Origin of the sequence: Streptomyces sp. NPDC057623, from assembly GCF_042800355.1 — a bacterium.
Taxonomy (GTDB): domain Bacteria; phylum Actinomycetota; class Actinomycetes; order Streptomycetales; family Streptomycetaceae; genus Streptomyces.
Genome location: NZ_JBHVGZ010000002.1, coordinates 174,669 through 191,549, shown reverse-complemented (window position 1 = coordinate 191,549; position 16,881 = coordinate 174,669). Strand labels below are relative to the sequence as shown.

Here is a 16,881-nt window from a genome sequence, read left to right as displayed (position 1 = left end):
GCCAAATGTGGGTTTGTGGGGGGGAAGGGAAAAGAGGAAGGAAGGTGTCGGTGAAGAACAGGGGGGGGGCCCCAAAACCCAAGGAGGAAAAAACCCCCCCGCCGTTGGAGCCGAATTCGCCTTACCGGCGAGGCCGTCCGCTCAGTAGACCGGCTTGTGCGGCTCGATCTGGTTGACCCAGCCGATCACACCGCCGCCGACGTGCACGGCGTCGGCGAAGCCCGCGGACTTCAGGACCGCGAGGACTTCCGCGCTACGGACACCCGTCTTGCAGTGCAAGACGATCTTCTTGTCCTGCGGAAGGCTCTCCAGGGCGGTGCCCATCAGGAACTCGTTCTTCGGGACCAGCCGGGCGCCGGGGATCGAGACGATCTCGTACTCGTTGACCTCGCGGACATCGATGATCTCGATGTTCTCGCCGTCGTCGATCCACTCCTTGAGCTGCTTGGGAGTGATCGTCGAGCCGGCGGCCGCCTCCTGGGCCTCCTCGGAGACGACGCCGCAGAACGCCTCGTAGTCGATGAGCTCGGTGACGGTCGGGTTCTCGCCGCAGACCGCGCAGTTCGGGTCCTTGCGGACCTTGACCTGGCGGTACTGCATCTCCAGAGCGTCGTAGATCATCAGGCGGCCGACCAGCGGCTCACCGATGCCGGCGAGAAGCTTGATGGCCTCGTTGACCTGGATGGAGCCGATGGACGCGCACAGCACGCCCAGCACGCCGCCCTCGGCGCAGGAGGGAACCATGCCGGGCGGCGGGGGCTCCGGGTAGAGGCAGCGGTAGCAGGGGCCGTGCTCGGACCAGAAGACGGAGGCCTGGCCGTCGAAGCGGTAGATCGAGCCCCACACGTACGGCTTGTTCAGCAGCACGCAGGCGTCGTTGACCAGGTAGCGCGTGGCGAAGTTGTCCGTGCCGTCGACGATCAGGTCGTACTGGCTGAAGATGTCCATCACGTTCTCGGCCTCGAGCCGTTCCTCGTGAAGGATCACGTTCACGTACGGGTTGATGCCGAGGACGGAGTCGCGCGCGGACTCGGCCTTGGAGCGGCCGATGTCGGCCTGGCTGTGGATGATCTGGCGCTGCAGGTTCGACTCGTCGACCTCGTCGAACTCCACGATGCCGAGCGTGCCGACGCCCGCGGCGGCCAGGTACATCAGCGCTGGCGAGCCCAGGCCACCGGCGCCCACAGCCAGCACCTTGGCGTTCTTCAGCCGCTTCTGCCCGTCCATCCCCACGTCGGGGATGATCAGGTGGCGGGAGTACCTGCGGACCTCGTCTACGGTGAGCTCGGGGGCGGGCTCGACCAGGGGTGGCAGCGACACGGGGACTCCGTTGGTCGGTCGATCACTACGGTTGTTCTCTCCGTAACAGTGCCATGGCCTTTTTCATTCCGAGACACCTGTTCCGATCCGCGAGACGATTTCGTCCCAGTAGCCGGGCATGGCCTCCCATGGGTCGGTGCGCCCGCTGTCAGTGCGGTCGGTGAACCAGATGGTCGCGGCGCCCTGCCAGCGGGCGATGCGCAGTGCCTCGTCGAGGTGGCCGAGCGGCACGCTGTGGACGAGGTGGCAGAAGCGGTCGGGCGGGTAGTCGGCCGTCCACTCGGCCACCTGCGACCAGCGGTAGTCGCTCCACGAGCCGCGGAAGGTGACCAACTGGTCGGCGCACTCGGCGTAGCCGGGGTGGGGGTGGGTGCCGTGGCCGAGGACGATGTGGGCCTTGTCACGGAGCGCGCGGAGCGCGGTGACCGTGCGACGGATCTCGGGCAGAGCGGCGCGCTCGGTGGGGCACCGGTCCAGGAGGAAGCCGTCGACCCGGTACCAGTCGAGGTAGCGATGGGCCTCGGAGATCACCTCGCCGAAGGCGCGGGCGCCGTGGGCCGTGTCGAGGTGGGGAGTGTCGAGGTGGGCTGTGTCCAGGTGGCCGAGGACGCGGACTCCGGCGTTGTGGAGCCTTCCGACGGCCTCCAGGCAGCGCGGGTCGGGGCGGGTGCCGGGGCCGTCGGCGACGTCGAGGACGACCCAGTGCACGGGGGTGCCGGGGCGGGTGAGTTCCCCCCACTCGGCCGGAGCGAGCAGGGGGTGCGCGTAGCCGGGGATGGCCAGGCCCGTGCGGAGGGCCGTGCTCGCTGTGGTGGGCGTGGTGCCGGTCAGATACGGCATGCCGCCTCCATCCAGATATCGCCCAGAGACTCCTCGAGGTTGATCCGCGGGCGCCAGCCGAGCCGGTCACGTGCGGTGCGTACGTCGGCCTGCTGCCAGCTGCCGCAGCCGTCCGGGTACGGGTACACGACCGGGGCGGACTGGCCCGCGTGTGCGGAGTGGACCGCATGGGTCGCGTGCATCACATGGTCCGAGTCGGCGCGGGGGTGGCCGATGGACGGGCGCAACGGGCCGGGCGGGCCGTCGAGTTCGTGGAGGGCGCCGCCGTAGCCGGCCACGCGGGCGAGGACGGCGGCGGCGTCGCGGAGGCGGACGGCGCGGCCCGAGCCGATGTTGATGACGCCCTGCGCTGCGGACAGCGAGGCGGCATGGACGGCGCGGGCCACGTCGCGGACGTCGATGAAGTCCCGCTGGGCACCGAGGCCGGTGAGTTTGAGCTCGCCGTCGCCCGACTGCATGGCGCGACGCATGGCCTCGGCGAGTCGGCCGAGGGGGGACCCGGCGGGGGTGCCTGGGCCCGCGGGTGAGAAGACCCGCAGGACCACGGCGTCCAGGCCGGAGCCCAGCACCAGTTCGGTGGCGGCGAGTTTGCTGACGCCGTACGGGCCACCGGGGCGGGGGACGGCGTCCTCGGCCGTGGAGGAGCCCGGCTGGCTCGGGCCGTACTCGGCGCCGCAGCCGATCTGCACGAGGCGGGCGCCGCAGCCGCTGCGGCGCAGGGCCTCGCACACGGTGGCGACGGCGACGGTGTTGTGACGGGTGAGTTCGCGGGCACCGCCCCTGGTGGCGCCGGCGCAGTTGATGACGACGCCGGGGTGGACCGCGTCGAGGAAGCGGGTGAGGGCACCGGGGCTGCCGGACGCGAGGTCGAAGCGGACGTCGGCGTCGTCACCGCGGCCGAGGGCGGTGAGCTGGACGGCGGGGTCGGCGAGGAGACGGTCGGCTACGAAGCGGCCGAGGTAGCCGTTGGCTCCGATCAGCAGGACTCTCATCGGGCGGCTCCCGCGGCCGAGGGGTGATCGGGTCGGGAGGTGATCATTTGGGGTTCTCCTTCAGGGGGTCTCAGACGGAGGGGTTGAGGTGGTGATGCCTCCGGTTGTGGCGCTGTACGGGCTGTCGTGCTTGCGGCGGCCCGTGCGGTTGCCGGGCTTCACGGCTGGTCCCGCGTCGCATGTGCCGATGCCCTCGTGAGGGTGCGGGTCGCGTGCAGCAGGAGGGTCAGGGCGGCGGTGCCGCAGGCGATGGTCGGGATGGCGGCCGGGCCCCCGGTGTCGACGAGGGCCTGGACGGGGGTGGCCAGCCAGGCGCAGCCGGGGAGGCGCGCGGCGAAGAGGGCGGCCAGGGCCGTTGCCTCGGCCGAGGCCGCGGCGGTGAGGACGAGCACCGGGGCGTGGGTGAAGCCGTGGCTGGCCAGGAGGCGGCAGAGGAACAGGAGGGCGCCCAGGGTGAGCGTCTGGGGGTAGGTGGCGGGCTGGTCCAGGGCGGTGGTGACCAGGGCCAGTAGGGCTGCCAGGGCGCAGAGGTAGAGGGTGAACGCCCCCAGGAGCAGGGGCTTCGCGGAGGTGGCGAACTCCTCCAGGGCCCGGCTGGACGAGAGTTTGCGGCGGGCTCGTACGGCGAGGAAGTGGGCGCACCATGCCGCCGGGACGCAGGACAGGGTGAGCGCCAGGGCGGGGGCGGTGGTGAGAGGCCAGGGGCCTTCGGCGGCGCCGGCGGGGAGGGCGTCGGGCCCCCCGCTGGCGGCGGCCCGGAGGAGTCCTTCGCCGAGGAGGGCGTAGGCGACCAGCCAGGAGACGCGGGCGGTGGCCGGGTGCCTGTGGTCCGTAGTCGCGAGGGGGCCTCGGGCCAGGGCCGCGCGCACGGCCAGCGTCACGGCGAGGGCTCCTGCGGCGGCCGCGATCAGGCGGGACTCGCCGTGGGTGAGATGCAGGGCGGTCACGGCCGCCGCGCACAGGGCTCCGGGGAGGAGGGTGAGGAGGATCCAGTCGGCCCGGGCTCGGGGGGTGGTGAGGGGTGGAGCGCCGGGGGCCGCTTCGGCGTCACGGGGCGCTCGGGCGTACATCTCCTCCGCGAGCGAGAAGACGTCCCGGTGCAGGAAGCGGGAGGCGGTGCGGTCGGTGATGCCGTGGGCCTCCAGGCCGGCGGCGATCTCCAACGGGTCCACCGCGCGTTCGCACAGGTCCCGGTGACGGTGCATCAGCGCTTTGACGGGATCCGCGCCGGTACGGCGGGTGGGGGTCGGTCGAGTGCCCGGGGTGGAGGTCGGTGTGGCCGGGGTGCCGGGCTGCGCGTCGGCTGTGCGTTCCCCGGCGTCGCTCTCCGCTGTGAGCCACCCTTCCGACCGCTCGTCCCAGGGCCCGGGGCTGGTCGGAGCCCCGGGGCGGTCCAGTCCGCCCAGGCCGCTGCTCATCGCGCTCCCTCCGTCGCGGGCAGCGCCGTGGCGCGTACGGGGGCTCCCGGCGGTCGGGCCGGGCCGCCGCGGGCCACCAGGCGGGCCGTTCGCCCCGTCCAGCGGCCGGGGACGTGGGCCTCGGCGGGGACGGCGAAGGGCAGGGGGTCTCCGGCCTCGTCGAGGGGGAGGCGGCGGACCGGGGTGCGCGAGACGATCTCCAGGTAAATGCCGTGAAACGCCGCGACGTTCTGCTCGACGGTGAACAGTTCGAGCGCACGCGCGCGTGCGGCCGCGCCCAGACGCGCGCGGCGCTCGGGGTCGCGCAACAGCGCCACACAGGCTTCCGCGAGCGCCCGCGGATTGCGCGGGGGCACGACGAGACCGGTGCCGCCGATGACCTCCACCACCGCGCCGACGTCGGTGGACACCGTCGCGCGGCCGCTGAACATGGCTTCGACCAGGCCGACCGGGAAGCCCTCGACGACGCTGGACAGGACGGCCACGGCACCCGAGGCGTACGCGTCAGCGAGGGTCGGGATCTCCGGGCCGCCGATCTCCTCGAAGGAGACCGGATTGTCGCCGACGGTGTGCGGGCCCTCGGCCTCGTCGGGGAAGAGCTGCGCGGCCAGCGCCCTGCAATGGCCGAGGTAGGCGGCGCCCTCGTCGCCCGAGGGGGTGCCGACGATCCGCAGGCGTGCCTTCGGCTCCTCCTTGCGCACCTCGGCGAAGGCGTGCAGCAACGACACGATGTCCTTGGCCGGTTCGATACGGCCGACCCAGACGAGCGCGTCCGGATCCGCGCACTCCGGGGCCTCGCCGACCTCCGCGAAGCGGGAGGCGTCCATGCCGGGGTAGACCGTGCGGAGCTTCGCGCGGTCGGCGCCGCAGCGCTCCTGCCAGCGGCGGGCATGGCCGTTACCGGGTGTGATGAGAGTGGCCCGGGCGTAGGTCTCGGCGGCGAGCCTGCCGTGGAGGGAGGCGAGCACGGAGCGTACGGCGGGCGAGGACTCGGGAGCGGCCAGGTAGTGCGTGCGCAGGCGGACGCCGTACTCGGTCAACAGCAGCGGTACACCGCAGAAGTGGTGGGCGAGCAGTCCGGGCAGGGCCGCGGCACCACCGGACGTGGCGTGGCACAGGTCGACCGAGCCCAGGCCGTCGTCCTCGTACCAGTCGAGCGAGAGGGGGCGCAGGGCGCGTTCCAGCTGCGCGGCGACGGCCAGCAGATCGGGTACGCGCGCCTCGCGCGCCGTACGCAGGGCGCCCGGCGCTCGGCACGCGCGCTCGAGTGCGCGCACGGCGGCCTCGGAGCGGAGCGCTCCCACCAGCCCGCCTTCGTCGCGGGCGAGTTCGGCGAGTCCGTACAGCGCGTTGCCGAAACGGTCCGCCTCAGTGGCCGACGCGTCCTCGGAAGACCCGGATGTGTCGGTGGCGCCCCCCGCGCAGAGCGCTCCCACCAGCTCGCCGTAGCACTCGGCGAACCTGCGGCGCGCGCGACGTCCGTACCCCACCCCGTCGTCCTCGGCCGCCCACAGCGGCGCCGTGCGCACCCGGCTGACCTGCGGTGGCAGCGGGACCCAGCCCTCGTCCTCCTGGCGCTCGCTGCGGCTGAGCGCGTAGATGTCGAACTCGTGCTGCCCGAGCCCGCGCACGAGCCGGTCGCACCAGAGCCTGGCGTCACCGCTCACATACGGATAGCCACCCTCCGCAATCAGTCCGATGCGCACGAGTACACCCCCGATCTCCCTAAGGGGAGCCGCCGTTCCCCCGGCGGCTCACAGCGGGACGAACGTATGCGGACAAGGCGGTGGTGCGACGGACGGTTGTCCATCGCACCACCAAAAGGGGTGAACGGTCGTAACTTTCCCGTGCAGGTCGCGTTCCGTCGCGCTAGGAGATCAAACGCGCACGCATCGTCACACCTGAACGCCTCGGGCGGTCACACGGTGGCCAACTCCCGTCGCGCGGACCGCCGCTGGGCCGCGATCCGCGGGTCGAGCGACGGTACGGCGGCCAGGAGCTGCCTGGTGTACGGGTCCTGCGGGTTGTCGTACACCTCGTCGGCCGGCCCCTCCTCGACGATCCGCCCGCGCCGCATCACCGCGACCCGGTCGCTGACCTGGCGTACGACGGCGAGGTCGTGCGCGACGAAGACGAGCGCGAGTCCGAGTTCGCGTTGCAACTCGCCCAGCAGAGCCACGACCTGGGCCTGTGTGGTGACGTCCAGTGCGGAGACGGGCTCGTCGCAGACGATGACGCGCGGGTCGGCGGCGAGCGCCCGCGCGATGCCCACGCGCTGGCGCTGACCGCCGCTGAACTCGTGCGGGTAGCGGTCGAAGTGCGCCCGTTCGAGCCCCACGCGCTCCAGCAGTTCCCGTACGCGCCCTCGGATGCGCCCCTCGTCCGACTCGCCACGCGCGCGGAGCGGGTCGGCGATCGACTCACCCACGCTGCGGCGGGGGTTGAGGGAGGAGACCGGGTCCTGGAAGACCATCTGCACCGAGGGATTCACGCCCACACGCGCGTGGCCGTCGTCGCGGACCTCGCCCGCCGTCGGCTCCAGGAGCCCGACCAGCATGCGCCCCAGCGTCGTCTTGCCACTGCCGCTCTCCCCCACGACCCCGAGGGTCTCACCGCGGTGGATCTTCAGCGACACGTCGTCCACGGCCGCGAACGCCCGTTTCCCGCGCCCGAACTCACGCCGGAGGCCGGTCGCCTCCAGCACGGTCTCGGCCGGCTCCTTCACGGGGACCTGGGCCGGCACCTTGACCAGGGCCCGGGCCGGCACCTCCGCCGACTTCTCCGCGGCCCCCTCCGCCGACGCCTGCGCATGCCCTGCCGGCGCCCCTGAGACGGCTCGCGGCGCGTCCACGCGCGGGACCGCGCCGAGCAGTTCGCGGGTGTACGGCTGGGCGGGCGATCCCAGTACGGCGGCGACCGGCCCGTGTTCCACCGCCCGACCGTGCCGCATCACCAGCACGTCGTCGACGCTCTCCGCGGCCACACCCACGTCGTGCGTGACGAGGAGCAGCCCCATACCCGTCTCCTCGCGCAACGCGTGCAGCAGGTCGAGGATCTGGGCCTGGACGGTCACGTCGAGCGCGGTCGTCGGCTCGTCGGCGATGAGCAGGCCGGGCTCGCAGGCCAGCGCCATGGCGATGAGGGCGCGTTGACGCATGCCGCCGCTGAACTCGTGCGGACGCGAGCGGGATCGCCGTGGCGCGTCCGGAATGCCGACCCGGTCCAGCACCTCCACCGCACGCGCGCGTGCCGCTCGCCGCGACACACGCGTGTGGACGCGATACACCTCGGCGATCTGGTCGCCGATCGCGTAGTACGGGTCGAGGGAGGACAGCGGGTCCTGGAAGACCATCGCGGCCTTCCTGCCGCGCAGCCTCCGCAGCCCCTCGTCCGATGCCTCCCGCACGTCGACACCGGCGACCTCGATCGCACCGCCGACGCGCGCTCCCGTGCCCCGGTGCAGCCCGAGCAGGGCGGAGGCGACGGTGGACTTGCCGGAGCCGGACTCGCCGACCAGGGCGAGGGCGGCGCCCTGCTCCAGGCGGAAGGAGAGGCCATCGACAGCACGCAGGGACCCGAACTCGACGGTGAGGTCCGTGACGTTCACCAGACTCATGTGAGCACCACCCGTCGGTCGGCCAGCGCGTACAGGACATCTGCGACGACGTTGGCGACGACCACGAAGAAACCGATGACCAGGACCATGCCTACGACGACGGGAAGGTCGACCACCTTGACCGCATGGACCAGTTCCTGACCGATACCGGGCAGACCGAAGAGCGTCTCGGTGAGCACCGCGCCCCCGACCGCGCTGCCGAAGTTGTTGGCGTTGAGCGCGATGACCGGCGCGAACGCCCCGCGCAGCGCGTGCCGCCCGATGACCGACCGCTCGCCCACGCCGTACGCCCGGAAGGTCCGGATGTGGTCCTCCGCCAGCGTCTCCAGCATCGCCGCCCGGGTCAGCCGGGCGAACGCGGCGGCCTCGATCAGGGCGAGCGAGAGCCAGGGCAGCAGCAGGTTCCACGCCCACTGTTCCGGGTCGTCGGTCAAGGCGACGTACTGCGGGAACGGCAGCAGTTGCAGTTGTCCGCAGACGACGATCATCAGGATCAGGCCGATGACGAAGACCGGGGTCGCCACGCCCGCGAGCGTGATACCGGTCAGCAGCCGCTCGGTGAGACGGCCGCGCCGCCATGCGGACAGGACTCCGGTGCCGACGCCGAGGACCAGCCACAGCACCATCGCCCCGAACACGAGCGACAGGCTGACCGGTAGCTTCGCCAGGATCAGCACAGTGACCTGCTGGTCGCTCTGGTACGACAGCCCCAGGCAGGGCGCGGAGCAGTGCTGCACCGCGGTGCCGGTCGAGTAGTCCTGGCCGGCGACCAGGCCCTCCAGGAAGTGCCAGTAGCGCACATACAGCGGGTCGTGGAGGTGCAGTTGCTCCGCGACCTGCTGCACCTGGGCCGGCGAGCACCGCGGGCCGCAGGTGATCTGGGCGACGTTGCCGGGGGTGACGTAGAAGACGACGTAGACGATCACCGAGACGGCGAACAGGGTGACGACGGCGCCGATGAGGCGGCGCAGGGCGAACCCTCCGAAGCCGCTCATGCCTTGGCCTCCCTCTTGCGGCCCGTCCCCACGCGCAGCCGCGACGCCGCGCGCGGGTCGAGCGCCGTGCGCACGCCGTCGCCGAGGACGGTCAGGGCGAGGACGGTCACGAAGAGCGCTCCGGCGGGCAGCAGCAGGTACTGCGGAGCGGCCTGGTACCAGACGTCGGCGGCGGTGAGCATCTGTCCCCACGACGGCGTCGGCGGCTTCACGCCGACGCCCAGGAAGGACAGGGCGGCCTCGACGGTGATGTTGGTGGGGACGAGCAGTGCCGCGTACGTGATGACCGGTGCCGCGACCCCCGGCAGCAGTTCACGGCGGGCGATCCGCCATGAGCCCCAGCCGCTGAGCCTGGCGGCGGAGACGTAGTCCAGTTCCTTGAGGGTGAGCGTCTGGGCCCGCACGATCTTCGCGATGTTGCCCCATGCGATCAGACCGATCACGAGGGCGACCAGCACGGGCCGCGGGAAGCTCGACGGCACGATCGCGAGCAGCGCCAACGACATGATCATCAACGGCATCGCCACAATGATGTCGGTGAACCGGCTCAACAGTTGATCAACCCATCGGTTCCCGAGCGCGGCCGCGACGCCCACCACGACTCCGATGACGACCTGGACGACGGTCGCCGCCAGTGCGACCCCCAGGGAGACCCTGGCCCCGTACACCAGCCGCGCGAACAGGTCTCGCCCGGTCTGCGGTTCGACGCCGAGCCAGTGGTCGGCGCTCACTCCCCCGAACGACCCGATGGGCACGCCCCCGCGCGCGGAGTCCACGAGGGACGGATGGTACGTGGTCGGGTCCTGGCCCTCGATCGCGGTGAGCAGCGGTGCGGCGAGCGCGACCAGGACGAGCAGCGCGACAACGACCGCCGCGACGAGGGCGGCGCGCTGCGTCCGCAGCCGTCGCCAGAACTGACGGGCCCCCGAGGCCCCCGGGACGTTGGTGTCCGCCCCGGGGGTCTGGGAGGTCAACAAGGTCTCGCTCATGATGACTTGACCAGACTCATTGATGACTTGACCAGGCCCATGGACTACTTGACCGCGGCCTGGGAGATGTCCAGAACACCGGTCCAGTCACTGATCACGACGTTCTTGATGTTCTTGCCGTACAGCCGCTTGTAGACGGGGTGGAACAGCGGGACGGTCAGCGCCTGCTCGCCGATCTTCTTGTCCAGCGCACCCCACCGCTTGGCGGCGGCGTCAAGATCGGTCAACTTGTTGATCGAGTCAATCTCGTCATTGACCGACTTGTCATTGAGCAGACCCGTGTTGAAGTTCGCGCCGTCCTTGACGATCTGCCGGCCGTCGAAGATCGGGGCGAGGAAGGGACCGCCGGAGGGCCAGTCGGCACCCCAGTGCGCGAGGAAGAAGCCGGGCTCGGTCTTCACGTTGTGGATCTTGTCGGAGTAGTCGTTCTCCTCCAGACCCTCCAGCTTGACCGTGATGCCGGCCTTCTTCAGCGCGTCCTGGACCGCGGTCGCGATCTCGGGGCTGGTCTCGAAGTCCTTGGCGTTGGAGTGGGTCAGGGTGACGGTCAGCCCGTTCGCGTAACCGGCCTCCTTCAGCAGCTCCTTGGCCTTGGCCGCGTCACCGGCCCTGCCCGCCGGGAAGAGGTCGTACGGCGTGTGACCGAAGGACTTCTGGTCGGGCAGGAAGGTGGTGGCGGGCTCGGCCAGCGCGGACCCGCCCGCGGCGTTGACCACGGACGACCGGTCGATGGCGTACGAGATCGCCTGCCGCACCTTGACGTTGTCGAACGGCTTGATCGTCGGGTTGAACGCGATGTAGTTGGTGTAGCCGAAGTGTCCGGTGCCGACGCGAGAAGCAAGTTCCTTGTCGCCGGTCACCTTGGCCAGCTCGGCCGGGCCGAGGTTGGTGTCCGTGGTGACCGCGGCCGCGTCCGCGCCCTGGGACGCGGACAGCCGCTGGTTGATCACGGACGAGTCGAGCCCGGACCGTACGTCGATCTTGTCGGGGTAGGCCTTGCGCTCGGCGTCCGTCGAGGCGGACCAGTGCGTGTTGCGCTCCAGGACGATCCGCTCGCCGTCGTTCTCGTTGCTGACGACCTTGTACGGGCCGGAGGAGACCGGGTGCTCCTCGTACTTCGTGCCGGTGTCCTTGCCCTTCGGTACCGGCGTGAACTGCGTCTGCGTCGCCAGGTACGGGAACTCACCCTCGGGCTTGTTCAGATGGAAGACGATGGTCCGCGCGTCCGGCGTCTCGATCGCCGAGAGGCCCTTCTTGTCCTTGTACGGCCCCTGGTAGCCGGCCGCACCGACCAGCCAGTCCCTCAAGTACGGTGCGCCGCCGGAGAGTTCAGGGGCGAAGGAGCGCTCGATGCCGTACTTGATGTCGGCCGAGGTGATCGCGGTGCCGTCCTCGTACTTGAGGCCCTCCTTGAGGGTGTACGTCCACACGGTCGCGTCCTTGTTCGGGCGCCCGGTGTCGGTGGCGAGGTCGGGGACGACCTTGGCGCCGGCCTCACCGTTCTCGCGGTTGCGGGTGGTGAGCGTACGGAAGACCAGGGAGGGGACGTTTCCGCCGCCGGAGGTGTACAGCCGGGCGGGATCGAAGTCCTGCTGCGGATTGGAGTTCAGGACCGTGAGCGTGCCGCCCTTGTGGGGCGTGGAGTCGCCGCCGGCACTCTTGGCATCGTTGTCCTCAGGCCCGCAGGCGGCGGCGCCCGCTGCCACGACCAGGCTGACGGATGCCGCGGCCACGCGGCGCGCTATGACGGACGGTTGACGCATCGGAGACGACCTCTCGAAGGGGAATGAGTCTCGAATGGCGAGACGAATTGACGCGGAGTGAGACGGATGTGAACAGACGTCTGCCCTGGCGCCGGGTCGTCGGAGGTCCATGAGCGAGCCACGGGCCGGGAAACCGGTCAGCGGCTCACAGGAAGAGAGGAAGATCGCGACGCGAACGCCCAGGGGCGAGCGTCAGCGACAGTGAATGTCGGCCACGCACAGCGCGGTCACACCGATGAGCGCCAGCTCGATGGCGGCGCGAGAGGTGGTGTGACGGGACGACATGTGCAGAAATATGTATGAACTCGCTGCACATGTCAATGTGACTTATGAGTCACCCGTCAACTCCCGGGGTAGACCCAGGGGTTGGCCCGGCAGTGGATCCCGTCGTGGTCGAGGAACTTGGTCTGCTGCTGCATGACCGGGGCCAGCTCCCCGTCCTTGTCGCAGGTCACGTGGGGGTAGCCGAGCCGGTGGCCGACCTCGTGGTTGATCAGCATCTGCCGGTAGGCGTGGATGCGGTCCCCGTACGTCTTCGACCCCTGCGCCCATCTGTACGCATTGATCATGACGCGCTCGGTGGCGGCGGAGTCGCACGACACATTGTCGACGGTGGTGTCCAGACCGGACTTGGCGCACCAGTCTGCCGTCGTTCCGGGGCTGGCCAGCGTGATCACGAAGTCCGGCTTGCCGGAGTAGACGCGCTCGAAGGTGTAGGCCCCGTTGTGCGCCCAGCTCCGGTCGTCGTTGAGCGTCTTCTGCACGGCCTCGGCGAAGAGCTCGCCGTCGAGCCCGAGCCCTTGCTCCACATCCACGCGATAGGTGAACTTCTGCCCCCTGCCGGGCGCCTTGTCGACACCCCGGATCGCCTCGAACTTCCCCGAGCCCTCCAGCGTGGCGCTCAGCGCGTACCGCTCGCCCATCTTCTGCTCGTACGTCAGCGGCGTCGCGCTCGGCGAGCCGGACGGCGTCGGCCGCCCGTCCCCGCGCGAGGCGGCCGGGTCACGGGCGTCCCGCGCCTCGTCGGCGGCGGACTGCGACCGCACGTCGCCGTCGTCCCGCCCCTGCGCGACCTGACCGGCGACGACGACGGCCAGGACGGTGACGACCGCGGCAGCCGCGATGCCGGAGAAGGTCCGGCCCTTGCCGCCCTGGGCCGAGACGGGCTCACCGGTCGGCGGTGCGCCGTCGTCCCGGCCGGGATCCGCCAGGCCGGGATCGACGTCGCTCGCGACGCCGTCGCCGGCACCGGTCCGGGTGCCCCAGTCGGTGACGGAGGCGTACGGGTCGGACGCGTGCGCTGTCTCGGACGTGCGGGGCGCGAAGACGTCGACGTCCCCGTCGAATGCCTCGACGTAGTCCTGCCTGGGCCCTTCCGACGGCCATGCCCGCCGGGGCCGCGGCAGCGGAACACCGGTCGCGGGTGGGGCGCCGACCGCCGGGGAAACGCCGTAAGCGACACCCGTACGCCCCCTCAACTCGCCCCAGCCACCACCGGGTTCACGCTGCTGGGGATGGCCGCCGCGGGCCTGCGGGGCGCCATGGGCCGGCGTGCCGTCGGGGAACCTCGGAAAGCCGTGCGCGGGCGTACCGTCGGGCAGCCTCGGGACACCTTGCGCGGGCGTACCGTCCGGGAACCCGGGAAAGCCGTGCGCGGGCGTACCGTCGGGAAAGCCCCGCCCGCCGTACCCAGGGGCCCCGCCGGGGGGCACCCCCTGCCGAGGGGGATACGGACCCGGCACCCGGCGAGCACCGGGCCCACCGGACTGCGGCCAACCGCTCTGGCCCGCGCCCGGCCCGGACGGGCCCCGAGGGGCCGCACCCGTCTGCGGCGGTGCTCCCCGGGAGTCCTGCCGCGCGGTCGTGTCCGCGCTGTCACGTTTGGGCTTGGCGGCAGGCCCGCGGCGGCTGTGGCGTCCCACGTCGCGCCTCAGCTCCCCGCGTTCTCTGTCACGGACTCATCATCCTCGCCACCGGCCGCGATCCCGCTCCGGGCTCCGCCCCGAACACGCCCCACAGCCGCCGCCCCTTCCGACTCCGTACCTTCCGGCTCCGTACCTTCCGACTCCGTACCTTCCGGCTCCGGCGCCTCCGCGCGGAGTTCACGGAACGCCCGGGCAACCATCTCCGGGTACTCCATCATCGCCACGTGCCCGGCCTCCGGCAGGCTCAGCAGGCGCGAGTCTCGGAAGCTGCGCGCGGCCTTGCGGCACATGCGGTAGCCGACGAGCTGGTCGCGACCGCCGTAGATGAGCAGCGTCGGTGCCAGCACCCGCTCGGCCTGGCGCCACAGCGCGTGCTGACCGCCGAGGGTATACGCGTTGACCAGCCCGCGTGCGGAACGCGTCATCGCGTCCCAGAAGTACGGCAGTTGCAGCCGGCGGTCCATCTCCTCGACGGCGTTGCTGAATCCTTCCGGCGACACGCGCGCGGGGTCGCCGTAGCACAGCTGCATCACGCCACGGACCCGCTGCTCCGCCGTCCACTGCTGGGTCAGCCGGGTGAAGAGCGCCGTCACCCCGGGCACCGCGAGCAGCGCCGTGGGCACGGCGCTGCGCTGGACGCGGATCTCGGGGAGGGCGGGCGACACGAGCGTGAGCGTACGGACCAGGTCGGGACGTACCGCGGCGACGCGCGTGGTGACCGCGCCGCCGAGGGAGTTGCCGAAGAGGTGTACGGGGCCCCGGCCGGACGCGTCGAGATAGCGGATCACCGCGCGTGCGTGCGCGGTGATCGAGTAGTCGCCGTCGTCCGGCGGCGGCGAGTCGCCGAAGCCCGGCAGGTCGACGGCCTCGCAGTCGACCTCTTCGTCGAGCAGCTCCATCAGCGCCGACCAGTTCTGCGAGGAACCGCCGAGTCCGTGGACGTACAGCGCGGGCGGCAGCCCCTCACGCGCGGGCGGTCTCGACCGCACCGTCAGCGTGATCCCCGGCAGCCCGACCGAGCGCAGCCGCTCCCCCTTCGCGACCCTGACGGTCGCCACCTTGGGGAGCACATTGGCGGCCGGCGCTGACGGGAGCTCGGTCGAAGACATGCGGCAATGTTACGAGACGATCACGCACTGGTTCATGTGTTCGCCGTCACAAGTCGACACGTACATGGCAGTTTCCGCGCCGGAAATCCGGCCACCCGCATCACCACGACGTAAGCCGTCCGAAGCACACCGAATTGCCCGCAGATCCCCCGCAGATCACATAGCGTCCGGAACCGGCGTCTCCTAGGCTCGTACGCAGGGCACCCGTATACGGACCCCTGCTTCGCCCAGGGAGGTCGTGCCCCACGGGGACGTTCCAGGAAGGGAGCCCGCCATGACCGTCGATCCCAGCGACCCCGACACGTTCGTGGACGACGACACCGAACAGGCGGAGGAGTTCGACGTCGAGGCCCCCGCGGCCGACACGGCCGAGCAGCACACCGCCGTCAGGCCCGACCGCGACGACCGGCTGACCGGCGCGAACCAGGACCGGGCCAACGAGGCCGATCTGATCGAACAGGCGCGCGTGGTCTCCACCGACGAGGACGACTACCGGTGACCGACCAGGTGACCGACCACCGGTGACCGAGGGCGGCACAGGGGGCCGCCGAACACGAACACAGGTACTACCGGGCACGAACGCAGGTACAGCCGGGCACGGTAGAGAGTGGCGTTGAGCAGGAGAGAGGCGGTTTCTTGCCCGTTCCGACCGGGTTTCAAACATTCTGCGCGACTTTCGCCACTGTCCGGTCCGTGAAATTCTGCGCTCGCACCGCGCACAGCAGGGTTACCGAAAAGTACGATGACGGCGCGGCGCACACCGCGTGTGGACGACATTGGGAGGCGGCGTGACAGCCATCGAGCAGACAGAGGCGGCACGCCCGCGGGGCACTCGCCTGCCGCGCCGTGCCCGACGGAACCAGCTACTGGGCGCCGCCCAGGAGGTTTTCGTCGCGCAGGGTTATCACGCTGCCGCGATGGACGACATCGCCGAGCGCGCCGGCGTCAGCAAGCCGGTGCTCTACCAGCACTTCCCGGGCAAGCTCGACCTGTACCTCGCCCTGCTGGACCAGCACTGCGAGTCACTGATCCAGGCGGTACGGCACGCACTCGCGTCGACGAACGACAACAAGCAGCGCGTCCGGGCCACGATGGACGCGTACTTCGCGTACGTCGAGGACGACGGCGGCGCGTTCCGCCTGGTCTTCGAGTCGGACCTGACGAACGAGCCGGCCGTGCGCGAGCGCGTCGACAAGGTCACGAACGAGTGCGCCGAGGCGATCTGCGAAGTCATCGCCGAGGACACCGGGCTCTCCCGCGCGGAGTCGATGCTGCTGGCCTCCGGCCTCGGCGGCCTCGCCCAGGTCGTGGCCCGTTCCTGGCTGCACAGCGACCGCAGCGTGCCGCGCGACCAGGCGGTGCAGCTGCTGACGTCCCTGGCCTGGCGCGGCATCGCCGGCTTCCCGCTGCACGGCACCGACCACCACTGAGGTGACGGGCGCGCGCGTGCGGCGTTACCGACCCGCACGCACGCGTGCCGGGCGTTTGTTCCCGCCCGCTGTTCGCTCCTGGCGTTCTTGGGCGGAGCGTGAAGGTCCCCTCACCGGGCTAATGTGTGCTGGGTACGGCGCGGAAGGTCGCGCACTTCACTGACCGTCGGAGGGACAAAGCCGTGGAGGTCAAGATCGGCGTGCAGCACGCGCCCCGCGAGATCGTTCTGGAGAGCGGTCAGAGTGCCGAGGAAGTAGAGCGGGCGGTGTCCGAGGCGCTGGCGGGCAAGTCGCAGCTGCTGAGCCTCGTGGACGAGCACGGCCGCAAGATCCTGGTCCCGGCCGACCGCCTCGCCTACGTGGAGCTCGGTGAGCCCGCTCCGCGCAAGGTGGGCTTCGGCGCGCTGTAGCAAGGCGCCGGCAGACAGGCGAGACGGGAGGGGGGGGGAGGGCACGCCCTTTGAGGAACTCCCCCCCCTTCCCC

Annotated in this window: 15 protein-coding genes; 3 read left to right on the top strand and 12 right to left on the bottom strand. The window is 71.1% G+C overall.

The genetic code is table 11. The annotated features are described in order from the left end of the window. Positions 1 to 141: 141 nt before the first annotated feature. From moeZ to ACFU95_RS02985, 12 genes are all read right to left on the bottom strand, one after another. Positions 142 to 1,320 carry an adenylyltransferase/sulfurtransferase MoeZ gene (moeZ, locus tag ACFU95_RS03040; protein ID WP_383820854.1) on the bottom strand — a complete coding sequence of 393 codons (1,179 nt, stop codon included), beginning with the start codon at positions 1,318 to 1,320 and terminating at the stop codon, positions 142 to 144. Positions 1,321 to 1,383: 63 nt separating this feature from the next. Further along, a complete protein-coding gene (locus tag ACFU95_RS03035) occupies positions 1,384 to 2,160 on the bottom strand; it encodes a spherulation-specific family 4 protein (RefSeq protein WP_383820852.1) in 777 nt (258 codons plus the stop codon). Continuing rightward, a complete protein-coding gene (locus tag ACFU95_RS03030) occupies positions 2,148 to 3,152 on the bottom strand; it encodes an NAD-dependent epimerase/dehydratase family protein (RefSeq protein WP_383820849.1) in 1,005 nt (334 codons plus the stop codon). Before ACFU95_RS03030 ends, ACFU95_RS03035 begins: the two co-directional genes overlap by 13 nt. A 158-nt stretch (positions 3,153 to 3,310) precedes the next feature. Continuing rightward, positions 3,311 to 4,570, bottom strand: coding sequence for a hypothetical protein (locus tag ACFU95_RS03025; protein ID WP_383820846.1), 1,260 nt, complete (start codon positions 4,568 to 4,570; stop codon positions 3,311 to 3,313). After that, complete coding sequence (locus tag ACFU95_RS03020) at positions 4,567 to 6,276, bottom strand: DUF3492 domain-containing protein (protein WP_383820843.1); 1,710 nt, start codon at positions 6,274 to 6,276, stop codon at positions 4,567 to 4,569. Before ACFU95_RS03020 ends, ACFU95_RS03025 begins: the two co-directional genes overlap by 4 nt. Before the next feature lie 212 nt (positions 6,277 to 6,488). Continuing rightward, positions 6,489 to 8,186: a dipeptide ABC transporter ATP-binding protein gene (locus ACFU95_RS03015; protein ID WP_383820840.1), complete on the bottom strand. Its 1,698-nt coding sequence runs from the start codon at positions 8,184 to 8,186 to the stop codon at positions 6,489 to 6,491. Then, complete coding sequence (locus tag ACFU95_RS03010) at positions 8,183 to 9,181, bottom strand: ABC transporter permease (RefSeq protein WP_383820837.1); 999 nt, start codon at positions 9,179 to 9,181, stop codon at positions 8,183 to 8,185. Before ACFU95_RS03010 ends, ACFU95_RS03015 begins: the two co-directional genes overlap by 4 nt. Continuing rightward, positions 9,178 to 10,170: an ABC transporter permease gene (locus ACFU95_RS03005; protein ID WP_383820835.1), complete on the bottom strand. Its 993-nt coding sequence runs from the start codon at positions 10,168 to 10,170 to the stop codon at positions 9,178 to 9,180. The genes ACFU95_RS03010 and ACFU95_RS03005 overlap by 4 nt, the downstream gene beginning before the upstream one ends. Positions 10,171 to 10,214: 44 nt before the next feature. Further along, complete coding sequence (locus ACFU95_RS03000; RefSeq protein ID WP_383820832.1) at positions 10,215 to 11,933, bottom strand: ABC transporter substrate-binding protein; 1,719 nt, start codon at positions 11,931 to 11,933, stop codon at positions 10,215 to 10,217. 192 nt (positions 11,934 to 12,125) lie between these two features. Next, positions 12,126 to 12,218, bottom strand: a complete 93-nt coding sequence (locus ACFU95_RS02995; RefSeq protein ID WP_309544718.1) for an Ms4533A family Cys-rich leader peptide — start codon at positions 12,216 to 12,218, stop codon at positions 12,126 to 12,128. 56 nt (positions 12,219 to 12,274) lie between these two features. Next, entirely contained in the window at positions 12,275 to 13,855 is a 1,581-nt protein-coding gene (locus ACFU95_RS02990; RefSeq protein ID WP_383820830.1) for a DUF3152 domain-containing protein, read from the bottom strand. Between the two features lie 8 nt (positions 13,856 to 13,863). Beyond that, complete coding sequence (locus ACFU95_RS02985) at positions 13,864 to 14,967, bottom strand: alpha/beta fold hydrolase (protein WP_383820828.1); 1,104 nt, start codon at positions 14,965 to 14,967, stop codon at positions 13,864 to 13,866. A 274-nt stretch (positions 14,968 to 15,241) separates the two neighbouring features. Here ACFU95_RS02985 and ACFU95_RS02980 point away from each other — a divergent pair, with 274 nt between their 5' ends. The 3 genes from ACFU95_RS02980 to ACFU95_RS02970 all read left to right on the top strand — a co-directional run bounded on the left by ACFU95_RS02980 (position 15,242) and on the right by ACFU95_RS02970 (position 16,807). After that, the gene (locus tag ACFU95_RS02980) at positions 15,242 to 15,466 is read left to right on the top strand and encodes a hypothetical protein (RefSeq protein WP_383820825.1); all 225 of its coding nucleotides are present in this window, start codon (positions 15,242 to 15,244) and stop codon (positions 15,464 to 15,466) included. Positions 15,467 to 15,755: 289 nt separating this feature from the next. Next, entirely contained in the window at positions 15,756 to 16,397 is a 642-nt protein-coding gene (locus ACFU95_RS02975) for a TetR/AcrR family transcriptional regulator (protein WP_383820822.1), read from the top strand. Positions 16,398 to 16,579: 182 nt separating this feature from the next. Further along, on the top strand, positions 16,580 to 16,807 hold the full coding sequence (locus ACFU95_RS02970) for a DUF3107 domain-containing protein (RefSeq protein WP_383820819.1): 228 nt from the start codon (positions 16,580 to 16,582) through the stop codon (positions 16,805 to 16,807). Positions 16,808 to 16,881: the final 74 nt, after the last annotated feature.

What these genes read in the sequence shown, in the direction of transcription:
- ACFU95_RS03035 (WP_383820852.1), bottom strand. Translation starts at nt 2,160, where the DNA reads ATGCCGTATCTGACCGGCACCACGCCCACCACAGCGAGCACGGCCCTC.
- ACFU95_RS03030 (WP_383820849.1), bottom strand. Translation starts at nt 3,152, where the DNA reads ATGAGAGTCCTGCTGATCGGAGCCAACGGCTACCTCGGCCGCTTCGTA.
- ACFU95_RS03025 (WP_383820846.1), bottom strand. Translation starts at nt 4,570, where the DNA reads ATGAGCAGCGGCCTGGGCGGACTGGACCGCCCCGGGGCTCCGACCAGC.
- ACFU95_RS03015 (WP_383820840.1), bottom strand. Translation starts at nt 8,186, where the DNA reads ATGAGTCTGGTGAACGTCACGGACCTCACCGTCGAGTTCGGGTCCCTG.
- ACFU95_RS03010 (WP_383820837.1), bottom strand. Translation starts at nt 9,181, where the DNA reads ATGAGCGGCTTCGGAGGGTTCGCCCTGCGCCGCCTCATCGGCGCCGTC.
- ACFU95_RS03005 (WP_383820835.1), bottom strand. Translation starts at nt 10,170, where the DNA reads ATGAGCGAGACCTTGTTGACCTCCCAGACCCCCGGGGCGGACACCAAC.
- ACFU95_RS03000 (WP_383820832.1), bottom strand. Translation starts at nt 11,933, where the DNA reads ATGCGTCAACCGTCCGTCATAGCGCGCCGCGTGGCCGCGGCATCCGTC.
- ACFU95_RS02995 (WP_309544718.1), bottom strand. Translation starts at nt 12,218, where the DNA reads ATGTCGTCCCGTCACACCACCTCTCGCGCCGCCATCGAGCTGGCGCTC.
- ACFU95_RS02985 (WP_383820828.1), bottom strand. Translation starts at nt 14,967, where the DNA reads ATGTCTTCGACCGAGCTCCCGTCAGCGCCGGCCGCCAATGTGCTCCCC.
- ACFU95_RS02980 (WP_383820825.1), top strand. Translation starts at nt 15,242, where the DNA reads ATGACCGTCGATCCCAGCGACCCCGACACGTTCGTGGACGACGACACC.